An 11,883-nucleotide genomic window follows, 5' to 3' on the forward strand; every position below is an offset into this window, starting at 1 on the left:
CAAGGGCGCCCGGCCCCCGGGCTGCCCTTACTCCATCGTCGGCGCGAGCTTCTTCACGCTCTGCACGTCCTCGCCGAGCCAGGCGGCGTTCTTGGCGGTGCCGTCGAAGGTCGCGCTCGTCTTGAATAGCTCGTACTTGCCCTCCAGCGCGTAGGGCTTCGCGCGCGACAGCAATTCGGCCACCGCCGCCTTGTCCATCGGCTTGAAGGTCTTCACCGCCTCGAAGGCCTGGTCGAGATCGCGCTGGTTCTGGATGCCGGTGATCACCACCGAGACCGGCAGGTTCAGCGAGAAGTGCAGGTATTCCAGCGGCTTGATCGGCGCGTCGGCCTTCAGGATCACCCCGTCGCCGAAGGTCTTCATGGCGAGCGGCGCGATGCCCTCGGCCACGAGGTGCGGCAGCACGAGATGGCCGAACGAGCGGAAATGCGCGTCCATCACGTTGAGCGGCATCTGGCAGGAATCGAACTGGAAGCCGCGCTCCTGCGCCACCGCCAGCATCTGCAGGTGGATGCGCGGGTCCTTGTGGCCGGTGAAGCCGATATAGCGCAGCTTCCCCTGCTTCTTGGCTTCCAGGAAGCCCTCCATGGCACCGCCCTCCGCGAAGACGCGGTCCGGGTCGTCGTAGCGCAGGATCTCGTGGTGCTGGACGAGGTCGATCCGGTCGGTGCGCAGGCGCAGGAGCGACTGGTCGATCTGCTTGAGCGCCTCTTCCTTGGTCCGCCCGTCCATCTTGGACATCAGGAAGACCTTGTCCCGGTAGCCACCCTGGGCCAGCGCCGCGCCCATGCGCAGCTCGGAGCGGCCGTCGTTGTAGTCCCAGCAATTGTCCATGAAGGTGATGCCGCGATCGACGCCCTCGTGGATCAGCCTGGTCGCCTCGTCGTCGGTCACCGCGCTCTTGCCGAGGTGGAACCCGCCCATCCCGATCGCCGAGATCTTTTCGGACGTTCGCCCGAAGGTGCGGTAGAGCATCTCGCCCCGGCGCTCGCCCGGATCGGAGATCAGCGGCAGGTCGGCCGGGTCCTGCGGCCGGGTGTTCGGAAGCGGCGGGACGCTCACGGCAGCACCTGCGCTGCCGGCGCCCGCGAGGCCTGTTCCCGTGATGCCCGCGCCGAGCACGGCGCCCTGGAGGAAGCTGCGGCGTTCCATCGGATATCTCCGTTCGGGAAGAATTGGGGTTCGTGCGGTAACGGGTGGCGGGACATCATCGTTCGGCCTCCTGGGCGAGGCGGCTCGCCGCGTTGAGCAGACGCAGGGCGGCACAGGCCGCCCCGTACCCGTTGTCGATATTGACCACCGTGATCCCGGGGGCGCAGCTCGCCAGCACCGCGTCGAGGGCCGCGCGCCCGCCCGCGGCGACGCCGTAGCCCACGGAGGTCGGCACCGCGATCACCGCGCCGGCCACGAGGCCGCCGACCACGCTCGGCAGCGCCGCATCCATTCCGGCGGCGACGATCACCACCGGATGCGCCCGGATCTCCTCCAGTCGCGTGGTCAGCCGCCACAGGCCGGCGACGCCGACATCGGCGAACAGCGTCGCGGCCCGGCCGGCATAGCCGAGCGTGCGCAGGGCCTCCCGGGCGACCGGGACGTCCGAGGTCCCGGCCGCAACGACGGCGACCCGGGCCGGACCGGCGACGGCCGGGGGCTGCCCGAACACCGCCGTGCGCGAGACCGGACAATAGTCGAGCCGCGCCGCTTGCCCGAGGCGGGAGCACTTCTCCGGGTCGAGCCGGGTCAGGAGCAGCGAGGCGCCCCGGTCCCCGGCGGCGACCAGGATCGCGTCGATCTGCTCAGGGCTCTTGCCGGCGCAGAAGATCGCCTCCTCCAGGCCGATCCGCTCAGGCCGGGCGAAGTCGAGGGTGAACTCGTCCGCAACGCTCATGTCGGGGAGGCTCCGGTCAGGAAGGCGCTGCCGACCCGGTAGGGGGCGAACCGGACCGGGCCGGACAGCCGCGGCGGCGCGATCTCCCGGATGCCGGCCCCGAGCTTTTCGCGCCGCGTCGAGTCCAGGGCGGCGAGGCTGCCGGCATCGAGTTCCACCACCACGCCCTCGGCGCGCACCCGGCAGCGGACGGCCCGGCCGGCGCCCGTGCCGGCATCGAGGGCGCCGCCGACCAGCCGCTCGACCGCGTGGATGAAACCCAGGGTCTCGGGCTCGATCGGGATGCCGGTCTCGACCCGGCTCGACAGGCACGGCGCGGACGGCAAGTCGGCCACAGTCCCGAGGCCGAGGTCGCGGGCGAGCGCCCGGACGGCCGCTTTGTCGAGGCCCGCCTCCACGTAGGGGTGGCGCACCCCGTGCTCCCGGGCGGCGTCGAGGCCGGGGCGGTACTCGCCGAGGTCGTCGCGATTGGCGCCGGACAGGATCTGCCGCTCGGTGACGCTGCGGATCGCCCCGTACAGGTTGGTCTTGCAGAAGAAGCAGCGGTTCACGGGGTTGGCCCGGTAGGCCGGGTCGGCGAACTCGCCGGCCTCGATCACCCGCAGGTCCCAGCCCTCCCGGGCGGCCTCGGCCCGGACCCGCGCGGTCGCCTCGCCGGGCACGGCGGGGGAGACCGCGTGGACCACGAAGACCGCGCGCGGCGCCAGCCGGTGGGCGAGGGTGGCCAGCGTCAGGCTGTCGACCCCACCGCTTCCCGCCACCGCGACGGGCCCGAGTTCCGCCAGCACGGCTTCGAGATGCGCGCGCGTCACCGCTCCTCCTTCGTGAACTCTTGCGTGATTTGTTGCAGGGCGAGGGCCTCGGCCTCGCGGCGCAGGCGCGCCCGGTCGGCCTGGCCCGCTTGGCGCAGGGCGTCGTCGGCCTCGGCCTTGGCGGTGCCCCGGCCCGGCCGGTCGACCACCTTGACCCGGACCGAGTGCCCCTCCGGCGCGACCGTCACGGCCTCGCGGTCGAGCACCGCGCGCGCGACCCGGTGGTGGCGCAGCCCGATCGTGGTGGTCTCGCGAAAGCAGGCGGCGATCGCCGCCTCCAGGCTCTCGGGCTGAACCAGGACCTGGATATGGGCCATCATCCGGCCCTTCTTACCCAGGACCGGCATCTGCACGACGTCGCGCACGCCGGGCTCCGCGCGCAGGCGGTCGAGACCCATGGCCAGGTCCTCGCCCGACTGATCGTCGATCTCGAACGCGAGGACGGCGAGCTCGCCCCGGTCCGGCCGGGATGCGGCTGCCTCGTCGAGTACCAGGACGCGCAGGCAATTGCTGAGGCCCGGCAGGACCTTTGTGCCGAAGCCGATGCCGCTCCGCCCGATCGTGAAGGAGGGCCGGCCGCGCCCGGGATCGAGGCCGCAGAGATGGCGCAGGATCGCGGCGCCGGTGGGGGTCACGCGCTCGCCCGCAATCCCGTCGTCGAGGGTCGGAAAGCCTTCGAGGAGCAGCGTGGTGGCGGGGGCCGGCACCGGCAGGGGACCGTGCTGGGTCCGGACCCGCCCGGAACCCAGCGGCAGGGCCGAGACGCTCCAGCTCCGCACGTCCAGCGCGGCGATCAGGTGGGCGGCGGCGACGATGTCGGCGATCGAATCGTAGGCGCCGACCTCGTGGAACGCCACCGCGTCGACCGCGATGCCATGGACCCGGGCCTCCGCCTCGGCGAGGTGCCCGAAGATCGCGAGCGCATGCGCCCGGACGGCCGGCGCGAGCTCCGCCCGCTCCAGCTCCGCACGGATCTCGGACCAGGGCCGGTGGCCGTGATGCGCCGGATCGTGGGCGTGGCTGTGCGGGTGATCGTGATGGTGATGGTCGTGATGGTGGTGGTCCGCGTGGCCGCCATGCCGATGCGGTGCAGGCGCTGCCTCCGCCCCGGGATCCGAGACCGCGAAGCGCGAGCCCCGCAGGATGCCGTCATTGTGCGCGGACGCCGCGCAGGCGATGCGCGGATCGACCGCCCGCACGCTCGCGCGCACGCCATCCAGATGCTCGGGAAAGGCATCCAGCAGCGCGGCAGCGAACATGTCGCCGGCCACGCCGCCGAGCGCGTCGAGGTGAATGTGCATAGTGTGTCGGTGAGCCCGAACCGGAATCCTGATGCTGCTCAGATCGGCCGCCGCGAGCCCAAGGCAAGGGACACGGCCCCGATCCGGCGACGCGGCGTATCGCCGTGGGTCCGGGCCGGGCCTTCAATCCGCCGGTGCCGCGCGAGTCGCCGCATGGGCTCGGCCCAGGATGGGGCACCCGATCGAAACCGGGGACTCCGGCGCAACGTTTGATGTCGCTACGCGACGATCCGCCTGATCATCCTCGCCGGAACACCGCCGACCAATATTCCCGCCTCCACATCTCTGGTTACGACTGAACCGGCCGCAACGATCGATTGCTCTCCGATCGTGACACCGCACAAGATGATGGCGCCGACCCCGATCCAGACCCCATCGCGCACGACGATGTCTCTATGGAAAGTCAGACGCGTCTCATCGACACGATCATGAAAATCTTCAATCACAAGATTATGGGTCGATGTTTCGAAGCTTACCCTGGGACCGATCATGCATCGATTGCCGATCGCGATCCGAGAATTTCGGCACGCAAACCGGACTTCGGAATTGACAAACGTTTGATACCCGATCGTAAGGCCGCGTACCGTCTCTTCGCCGAGACTTTGCTCGAAAACGAGCGGACTTGAAATATGGGATCTTGCCCCGATTCGAACGCCAATAGTGCGCAGCAACGCACATCGGACACCGTTCAGCACGTAAAAATTTGGCAGCTGATTGTATATGCTCAAAACAAAGAAGACGTATATTCGGAATAAATAAGGCGCCAGCAATTTAGAAGCCCATCTCCGACCGCCGATGATGCAACGGTACAATCAAATATTATTCTAGAAACGACACCCAGGGCAAGCGCATCAGGTCGCGCGTCAACATCGGCGCGCTCGTCCGTGCGCCCGGGTTCCCCGCCTCCGCATCCGGGCGAGGCACCGGCAACGCACCGATCACGGCGAGCGGTGCGCCGGTCGCCTCACGCGGCGGCGGCCCCCACGGAATCCGCCATCCGAGCCCGGCGCGTGCCCAGCGGTTGGGGCTCGCCCACCGTCGTATCCTCGGCGGTCTGGTGCTCCATCTCGGCATTCAGCTGGGCGCCGGCGAGCACGATCATGGTGGAGATCCAGATCCAGGTCATGAAGCCGATGGCCGCGCCGAGCGAGCCGTAGGTCTTGTTGTAGCTGCCGAAATGGGCGACGTACCAGGAGAACAGCAGCGAGGCGACGAGCCACAGCAGGGCGGCCGATGCGCCCCCGGGCGTCACCCAGCGCCAGCGCGGCGCGTCCCGGCTCGGGCCGTAGCGGTAGAGCATGGCGAGCCCGAGCAGGACCGCCACGAGCAGCGCCGGCCAGCGCACCAGGGTCAGCCACCACGCATCGGTGCCGAGCCCGACATAAGTCAGCACCACAGGCAGCACCACGACCGCGGCCAGAGCCAGGATCAGGAAGGCCAGCGCTCCCGCGGTGAAGCCGAGGGAGACCACGTTGAGCAGGACGAAATTGCGCTTCTCGCGCTCGTTGTAGACGATGTTGAGCGCGTCGAAGACGTGCTTCACGCCGCCATTGGCGCTCCAGACCGACAGGGCGATGCTGACGATCAGGCTCAAGCCCAGCGCGGTGTTGCCCTTCTCGTTCAGACGCTTGACCTGATCGTCGAGGATGTCGAGGGCGCCCTGGGGCATGATGCCTTGGAGGCTGGCAAGTTGATCGTTGATGGTCGAGGCGTCGGCTACGAGGCCGTAGCAGGAGACCAGCGCCGCCACAGCCGGGAAGATCGCCAGCAGGGTGAAGAACGTCACGCCCGCCGCGATCAGCGGCAGTCGGTTCTCGCCGATGTCGCGATAGGTGCGCAGCGCGATGTCTTTCCAGCCCTTGGCGGGAATCTCGGCCGGATGGCTGGCGCCCCGCCCACGATCGGCCTGGGTCCGGGCGACCGCCTTCGCGTCGTCGCCCTCATGCGTGGGCGAAGGCTCGTGCGCCGAGGAACCCGCGAAGGCGGGCCGGGGGCGCGCATCCGCTTGCGGCCCGGCGGGGCCGGCCGCCCGGCGCGGGAACGCGACCAAGCCGACGAGCGCGGTGGCGAGGGCCAGGGTCCAGACCGTTGAGGCCGCCCCCCCGGGCTCGCGGGTCACGCTGCGGTCTGGATCGGGAAAAGCCATCGCTACGCCTCGGCACGGAGTCACGGATCGCCTGCAATCCGCCCCCCGACGGCCCACAGATCCCAGAGGGGAACGCCGCGGCACGGTCCCGGTTCGCCGGGCTGTTGTGATCCAGGGCAGCATCCAGCCCTCAGTGCCGCAGTCTTGCTTGTATTGGACCGGTTTCACCGTCGATGCGGCGGGTTCTAACCCATGTTGGGGCAAGGGCGACGCAAGCACGCCACAACCGGTTTCGACGGGCACGACCGGCCCGTTCGCCGACGCCCGGACCTGATGCCCGACCTAGAAGGCCATCCCCTGCTCGATCCGGCCCGCGACGTCCGGCACGGCCTGCCGGAGGCGGTCCGCATTCATCTCGGAGCCCTGCTCGGCCTCACCTACGATCGGGTCGGCCTGACCCCGGGGGCTGCCTCGGATCGCTTTGCCGACCTGCTGGCGCGCCTCGACGCTGCGCTCGCCAAGGATGAAAATCTGGACGCGGGCGAGCGGGAGGCCACGTTCCGGGCCGGCCTGCTGAAGGTGGTCCCGGCCCTGCACCGCTTCGCCGTTTCACTGACCCGCGATCCGGCTGCGGCCGACGATCTGGTGCAGGACACGCTGCTGCGCGGCTGGCGTGGGCGCGCCGGCTTCACCCCCGGCTCCAACCTGGAGGCGTGGCTGTTCACGATCCTGCGCAACGTGTTCTACAGCCAGCACCGCAAGCACGGCCGTGAGGTTGCCGACACCGACGGCAGCTATGCCGAGCGGTTGACCAGCGTGCCGGAGCAGGGCGGCCACCTCGACCTCCAGGACGTACGCGCCGCCCTCGAACGTCTCGCGCCGGTGATGCGGGAGGCCCTGGTCCTCGTGGCGATCGAGAACCTGAGCTACGAGGAAGCCGCCGCCGTCATGAACTGCCAAATCGGCACGGTGAAGAGCCGGGTCTGGCGCGCCCGGGAGCAGCTCGCCCGCATGCTCGGCTATACCGGAGCCGAGATCGGCAACGACGGGGTGATGCTGTCGGTGACGGGAACCACGGCCTGACGGGCCCTGAGGGTATCCACCGGCGAATACCCGTCTTCAGTGGATCCGCCTCTGTATTCACCCAAAAATTTGACTTAAGTGAAGGCGCCCGGGCTGATTCCCGGGCGACATAGGGCGGGTTGGGTCGATCCGTCGTCCCGGCTCAGCTCCCGTCGGTGTGACATCCCCCCGATCCACCGACGGGAGCCCCTTCGAGACATACGCGTCAGCGCGTCGCGTCGTCCGCCCGGTCTGCGTCGAGCTGGTGCAGCAGTTCCGCCAGCCTCGGATCCAGCGCCTCGTCGATCACCGGATCATAGAGCGCTTGCAGCTGGCGGCCGAGCCGCATCCGTGTCTGCGCGTCGAGGGCCGGGGCGCCGCTCGCGACCGGGAATACCCGCAGGGCCGCGGGGGCGGTCCGGGGCGCGGATCTCGGAGCGGCGCGCTGATGGTCGGGCTGTGGCATCCCGCCTACATCGGTCTGGAGGGGCGCGACGGCAACCACCCGGCGCCAGGAAGTCTCAGGCAGCCCCCAGTTCTATGCGTCGTCCTCGGGCGCGAACACTTCGCCCTTCTCGGCGAGGACTGTGTCGGCCTCGTCGCGGGCCAGGGCATCCGCGTCGGCGCGGCCCAGAGCCCGGGCCAGAGTGCGCTCCCAATCCGGCGGCAGGGGGCTGCCCTGCACGGCCAGGATCTCGGCAGTGCGCCCGCGGATCCGCCCCCAGGCCTGCGCGTCCAGGCCGGCTAAGGCGGCGCTTCCGAGGCCGAGTTCGACGGCGGCCTGCGCGGCGGCTTTCGTAGCTGTCGCGGCCCAGTCGAGCGGGGCAGGGGGTACGGTCATGGCGGCCTCGCGCGGTCTTCGATCGCCTCTGACATAGCGCATGCGCCGCGGAGGTCAGCGCAGCCCGTGGCGGGCGATCTCCTCCGGGACCAGCTCGGCCGCGTCCTGGCGGTCCAGGATGGCGTCGATGGCGATCGGGCGGTCGTCCCAGGCATCGACCCCGACATCGCAGGAGCGGCTGGTATCGGGCAGCCAGCCGTGGCTGTGGCCGTAGAGATGGCGGGTCTCCCGCCACAGGCCGGGCCAGGCCCGGTGCGCGTAATGCGACAGGAACAGACGGTGCTCCCGGCCCCGCGCGTCCGGGACCGAGATCCGGGCACTCTCCATGGGGGGCTCGGCCCAGGGCAGGTCGAGCACGCGGTTCGAATCGTGGTTGCCCCGGATCAGGCGCTTGATGCCGTTGAGCTGCGCGAACATCGCGGCGCAATGCTCGCGGCTCGCCCCCGCGGCGAAGTCGCCGAGATGCCAGACCATGTCCTCCGGACCGACCACAGCGTTCCAGGCGTCGACCAGGGCCGCGTCATGCGCCGCGATGCTGTCGTACCGCGCCCCGCGATGGCGGAGGATGTGCGGGTCGCCGAAATGCGTGTCCGCGATGAAGAAGATCGCCATGAGGCCGAATCCGCGAGTCCCGTCCAAACCCACCGTCGCATCCGGCGCCGCTCCGAGGTGGACCGGCGCGAGCGCCCGGCAAGGCTTGCGCGGCATCGTGGCCGCGGCTCACGGAACGGAGCATCGTCCCGGACGGTGGCTTCGGGGCTTTCGGGACGAAGCGGCGGCGCACCCTGGTCGAAGGCCTTGAGGCCGCACCCGATTGCCCGGCGCTCGGGCCCCTCCCTATCTTGGCCGCGATGCTCGACCCTGCCGCCTACGCGCACCTGCTCGACGCCGCCCGCGCTCATCCGCCTCTGGAAGCCGCAATCCGGCAGGCCGGCCCGTCCCGGATCGAGCCGCCGTTGCAGGCCTGCGTGGCCGACCGGCTGTTCGTCGAGGTCGTGAACCAACAGCTCTCCACCCGGGCCGCGGCGGCGATCTGGGCGCGGGTCGAGGCCGCCGCGGCGGCGGCGGGTTGGAGCCCACGCGGGCTATTCGAGGTCGGCGACCCAGCGTTGCTGCGGGCTTGCGGGATCTCTGGCAACAAGGTCCGTGCCCTTCAGGCGATCGTCGCCGCCGAGGCGGCGGGTCTGCTCGGCCCTGGGCTTGTCGGCCTGCCCCATTCCGAGCGCGCCGCGATCCTGTGCGGCATCCGCGGGGTCGGCCCCTGGACCGCCGACATGGTCGGCATCTTCCATTTCCACGATCCCGACATCTGGCCCGAGGGCGATGTCGCGGCGGTGGGCTGCCTGCGCCGGCTCACCGGCGGCACCGACACGCGCGCCCTCGCGGCCCCATTCGCGCCCTACCGCTCGATCCTCGCCCGCTACCTGTGGCGCATCAAGGACACCACCCCGGCCGAGCCGCCAAGCCTCCCCACCCGCCGCCTCCGGCGCCCCCGCTCTACGACGGAATCCGGGTGACGGACGTCCCCCGATCGGCTATCCGTTTCGCGGGCGCAGGGCCTGTAGCTCAATGGTTAGAGCCGACCGCTCATAACGGTCTGGTTGCAGGTTCGAGTCCTGCCGGGCCCACCACCCGTTTTGCCAAGGACCAGCGCACGACAGGGTTTCCGGCCCGGCCCGGCCCGCACCCCAGCTCTCGCGGCCTCGCACGGCCTCGGCCCAGCCTCCCATGACCACAGGCCGGACGATCTGCGACCCTGAGACAGCGTCCGCTCACGCGGCGATCCGGGCACTCCGGCGTTCCCTCGAAGTCCGCACCGAAACCCGGTCGCGGACGGCCGCACCTTTCCTGCCTCGGGCGCGGGGCGCGGCGTCGCCCTGCAAACCATGAGCACTGATCCGATGGGCTCCGACCTGACTGTCTACTACGATGGCGGCTGTCCCCTCTGCCGGGCCGAGATCGGCCATTATCAGCACTGCCGGGGGGCGGAGCGGATCGCCTTCGTCGATGTCGGGCGCGACGCGCCGCAGGTCGGTCTCGGGCCGGATCTCGATCGGGGCGACGCGCTGCGGCGCTTCCACGTGCGGGGCGCCGACGGTCGGCTGGTGTCGGGCGCGGCGGCGTTCGCGCGGCTGTGGCGGGTCCTGCCGAATTGGCGCTGGCTCAGCCGCCTCGTCGAGGTGCGCGTCTTCGGGCTGCCCCTCGTCCTGCCGCTGGCGGAGGCGGCCTATCGACTGTCGCTGCCCCTGCGGCCACGGCTGGCACGGCTGGTCGCCCGCCGGCACCGCTGAACCCGTGACTTCGCATTCCGCGGACGATGACTGCGGGAACGCGCAGCGGATCTCCGGGAGCCCGATTTCATGAGACCTCTCCGGCGCGCGATGCGGCCGAACCTGTGACCGACCGCGTAACAAACGCAGATGATGTCACGGGAAGCGGCCTTGCGCGGCCAAGACTGGATTGGCCATCGGGACCGGATCGTTGCCAGTGTGGTTCTCATCCGGCGCGCGCACTGACGGCGTCAGGGATGGCCAGGGGAAACGCGATGACGCACATGCTGAGCCGTCGGCACCTTCTCGGATGCGGCTGCAGTCTCGGCGCGGGGATGATCGCCGCGATGACGACGCCGCACCCGGCCCGGGCTGCCGCGCCGAGCACCAAGAAGACCGACATGACGCCGGATCAGGCGCTCCAGGCGCTCAAGGACGGCAACACCAACTATCTCACCGACTCGCCGGTGCGCTCCGCTCAGGGGCGTGAGCGCCGCATCGAAATCGCGCTCGGGCAGACGCCCTTCTGCGTGCTGGTGAGCTGCTCCGACAGCCGTGTCTCGCCGGAGATCCTGTTCGGTCGCGGCCTCGGCGAGCTGTTCATCGTGCGCAATGCCGGCAACACGGTCGACACGACGGCGCTGGGGTCGATCGAGTATGCCGTGGCGCAGCTCGGCGTTCCCTTGATCCTGGTGATGGGCCACAGTCGCTGCGGGGCCGTCGAGGCCGCCGTGAGCGTGATCCGGAACAACACCACCTTCCCGGGGGCCATCGGCCAGATGATCGAGCCGATCGTGCCCGCGGTCCTGACGGTCCGGGACAAGCCGGGCGACCTCGTGGAGAACGCGGTCCGCGCCAACGTCGATCGCACGGTGATGCGCCTGCGCTCGGCCGCCGAGCCGCTTCTCACCGACCCGCAGAAGACCGGCAAGCTGCGCGTGGTCGGCGCCGCCTACAGCCTGGATACGGGCAACGTGGATTTCTTCAACGAAGGGTAGCGGGGTCGCTCGCCCGCTTCGCCGGCGAGCGACCTCCGTCCCGACATGCGCCGAGCCGCCCGCGGGCGCCCGTCCTTGACTCCGGGCTGCTGCGATCGGCCCTGGTTCGGTCGCGCCGAACATCCACCGAAGCGCTTCCGCCCAGCCGCGAAAGCTGGCATCCTAACGCCGTGATCCTCTGGTTGGCCCTTCGGCGGCTGCTTCCGCTCCTGGCGGTTCTGAGCCTTGCCCTGACACCGGTCGCCGCCCCGGCGGCGGTCGCCGGCATGCATGCGCCGATGGTCCAGGCGGATCAGGCTCCTGTGTTGCACGAGCATGGCCCCGCGATGGCTTCGATGGACATGGCGGCGATGGACGCCATGCCATGCTGCCCGCCCGAGGCTGCGACGCCGGCGGACCACCCTGCCGATGGCGCAAAGGGCTGCCTCAAGGGCTGCCCGCTGATGGCCCTGTGCCTCGGCAGCCTCGCCTCCCTGCCGCCCTCCGGGATTGGCCTGCCGGTGCCGCTCGCCACCGGGACGGCCGCGTTCGCGCGCCGCGCCGAGGGCTTCGCCAGCGTCACCGGGACGCCGCCACCCGAGCCGCCCCGAGCCTGACCCCGATGAAGCGGGCCGCAAGGCCCGCG

General features: G+C 70.4%; 14 protein-coding genes and 1 tRNA gene. 6 read left to right on the plus strand and 9 right to left on the minus strand.

Features of this window, described 5'->3' with window-relative positions; all coding sequences use genetic code 11:
- Positions 1-27 precede the first annotated feature (27 nt).
- The 6 genes from AO398_RS05455 to AO398_RS05480 form a co-directional block, all read right to left on the minus strand.
- Positions 28-1,152: an aldo/keto reductase gene (locus AO398_RS05455; RefSeq protein WP_058191013.1), complete on the minus strand. Its 1,125-nt coding sequence runs from the start codon at positions 1,150-1,152 to the stop codon at positions 28-30.
- A gap of 55 nt (positions 1,153-1,207) precedes the next feature.
- Complete coding sequence (gene larB / locus AO398_RS05460) at positions 1,208-1,888, minus strand: nickel pincer cofactor biosynthesis protein LarB (protein ID WP_058191014.1); 681 nt, start codon at positions 1,886-1,888, stop codon at positions 1,208-1,210.
- A complete protein-coding gene (locus AO398_RS05465; protein ID WP_058191015.1) occupies positions 1,885-2,700 on the minus strand; it encodes a hypothetical protein in 816 nt (271 codons plus the stop codon). The genes larB and AO398_RS05465 overlap by 4 nt, the downstream gene beginning before the upstream one ends.
- Positions 2,697-4,001, minus strand: coding sequence for a LarC family nickel insertion protein (locus AO398_RS05470; protein WP_058191016.1), 1,305 nt, complete (start codon positions 3,999-4,001; stop codon positions 2,697-2,699). Before AO398_RS05470 ends, AO398_RS05465 begins: the two co-directional genes overlap by 4 nt.
- Positions 4,002-4,219: 218 nt before the next feature.
- The gene (locus AO398_RS28130; protein ID WP_210171925.1) at positions 4,220-4,672 is read right to left on the minus strand and encodes an acyltransferase; all 453 of its coding nucleotides are present in this window, start codon (positions 4,670-4,672) and stop codon (positions 4,220-4,222) included.
- Positions 4,673-4,965: 293 nt separating this feature from the next.
- Positions 4,966-6,147: a YihY/virulence factor BrkB family protein gene (locus tag AO398_RS05480; RefSeq protein WP_058191017.1), complete on the minus strand. Its 1,182-nt coding sequence runs from the start codon at positions 6,145-6,147 to the stop codon at positions 4,966-4,968.
- A 273-nt stretch (positions 6,148-6,420) separates the two neighbouring features.
- On the opposite strand from AO398_RS05480, the gene AO398_RS05485 reads away from it, so the two are divergent.
- Complete coding sequence (locus AO398_RS05485; RefSeq protein WP_058191018.1) at positions 6,421-7,170, plus strand: sigma-70 family RNA polymerase sigma factor; 750 nt, start codon at positions 6,421-6,423, stop codon at positions 7,168-7,170.
- A gap of 205 nt (positions 7,171-7,375) precedes the next feature.
- Here the strand turns inward: AO398_RS05485 and AO398_RS05490 are convergent, their stop codons facing one another.
- The 3 genes from AO398_RS05490 to AO398_RS05500 all read right to left on the minus strand — a co-directional run bounded on the left by AO398_RS05490 (position 7,376) and on the right by AO398_RS05500 (position 8,602).
- Entirely contained in the window at positions 7,376-7,615 is a 240-nt protein-coding gene (locus tag AO398_RS05490) for a hypothetical protein (protein WP_058191019.1), read from the minus strand.
- Positions 7,616-7,687: 72 nt separating this feature from the next.
- A complete protein-coding gene (locus AO398_RS05495; RefSeq protein ID WP_058191020.1) occupies positions 7,688-7,990 on the minus strand; it encodes a hypothetical protein in 303 nt (100 codons plus the stop codon).
- Between the two features lie 54 nt (positions 7,991-8,044).
- The gene (locus tag AO398_RS05500) at positions 8,045-8,602 is read right to left on the minus strand and encodes a metallophosphoesterase (RefSeq protein WP_058191050.1); all 558 of its coding nucleotides are present in this window, start codon (positions 8,600-8,602) and stop codon (positions 8,045-8,047) included.
- A gap of 239 nt (positions 8,603-8,841) precedes the next feature.
- Between AO398_RS05500 and AO398_RS05505 the strand changes: the two genes are divergently transcribed.
- The 5 genes from AO398_RS05505 (at position 8,842) to AO398_RS05525 (ending at position 11,854) form a co-directional block, all read left to right on the plus strand.
- On the plus strand, positions 8,842-9,507 hold the full coding sequence (locus AO398_RS05505) for a DNA-3-methyladenine glycosylase (RefSeq protein ID WP_058191051.1): 666 nt from the start codon (positions 8,842-8,844) through the stop codon (positions 9,505-9,507).
- Between the two features lie 38 nt (positions 9,508-9,545).
- A tRNA-Ile gene (locus tag AO398_RS05510) sits at positions 9,546-9,621 on the plus strand.
- A 255-nt stretch (positions 9,622-9,876) separates the two neighbouring features.
- Positions 9,877-10,281, plus strand: coding sequence for a DUF393 domain-containing protein (locus AO398_RS05515; protein ID WP_058191021.1), 405 nt, complete (start codon positions 9,877-9,879; stop codon positions 10,279-10,281).
- Positions 10,282-10,607: 326 nt separating this feature from the next.
- Positions 10,608-11,258: a carbonic anhydrase gene (locus AO398_RS05520; RefSeq protein WP_244498673.1), complete on the plus strand. Its 651-nt coding sequence runs from the start codon at positions 10,608-10,610 to the stop codon at positions 11,256-11,258.
- 170 nt (positions 11,259-11,428) lie between these two features.
- Positions 11,429-11,854: a hypothetical protein gene (locus AO398_RS05525; RefSeq protein ID WP_058191023.1), complete on the plus strand. Its 426-nt coding sequence runs from the start codon at positions 11,429-11,431 to the stop codon at positions 11,852-11,854.
- The last annotated feature ends 29 nt before the right edge of the window (positions 11,855-11,883 follow it).

Origin of the sequence: Methylobacterium sp. GXS13 (genome assembly GCF_001455965.1) — a bacterium.
Lineage (GTDB): Bacteria > Pseudomonadota > Alphaproteobacteria > Rhizobiales > Beijerinckiaceae > Methylobacterium.

Excerpts from the sequence above, each read along its gene's own strand:
- AO398_RS05455 (WP_058191013.1), bottom strand. The coding sequence starts at position 1,152 with ATGGAACGCCGCAGCTTCCTCCAGGGCGCCGTGCTCGGCGCGGGCATC.
- larB (WP_058191014.1), bottom strand. The coding sequence starts at position 1,888 with ATGAGCGTTGCGGACGAGTTCACCCTCGACTTCGCCCGGCCTGAGCGG.
- AO398_RS05470 (WP_058191016.1), bottom strand. The coding sequence starts at position 4,001 with ATGCACATTCACCTCGACGCGCTCGGCGGCGTGGCCGGCGACATGTTC.
- AO398_RS05480 (WP_058191017.1), bottom strand. The coding sequence starts at position 6,147 with ATGGCTTTTCCCGATCCAGACCGCAGCGTGACCCGCGAGCCCGGGGGG.
- AO398_RS05485 (WP_058191018.1), top strand. The coding sequence starts at position 6,421 with ATGCCCGACCTAGAAGGCCATCCCCTGCTCGATCCGGCCCGCGACGTC.
- AO398_RS05490 (WP_058191019.1), bottom strand. The coding sequence starts at position 7,615 with ATGCCACAGCCCGACCATCAGCGCGCCGCTCCGAGATCCGCGCCCCGG.
- AO398_RS05495 (WP_058191020.1), bottom strand. The coding sequence starts at position 7,990 with ATGACCGTACCCCCTGCCCCGCTCGACTGGGCCGCGACAGCTACGAAA.
- AO398_RS05500 (WP_058191050.1), bottom strand. The coding sequence starts at position 8,602 with ATGGCGATCTTCTTCATCGCGGACACGCATTTCGGCGACCCGCACATC.
- AO398_RS05505 (WP_058191051.1), top strand. The coding sequence starts at position 8,842 with ATGCTCGACCCTGCCGCCTACGCGCACCTGCTCGACGCCGCCCGCGCT.
- AO398_RS05515 (WP_058191021.1), top strand. The coding sequence starts at position 9,877 with ATGAGCACTGATCCGATGGGCTCCGACCTGACTGTCTACTACGATGGC.
- AO398_RS05520 (WP_244498673.1), top strand. The coding sequence starts at position 10,608 with ATGACGACGCCGCACCCGGCCCGGGCTGCCGCGCCGAGCACCAAGAAG.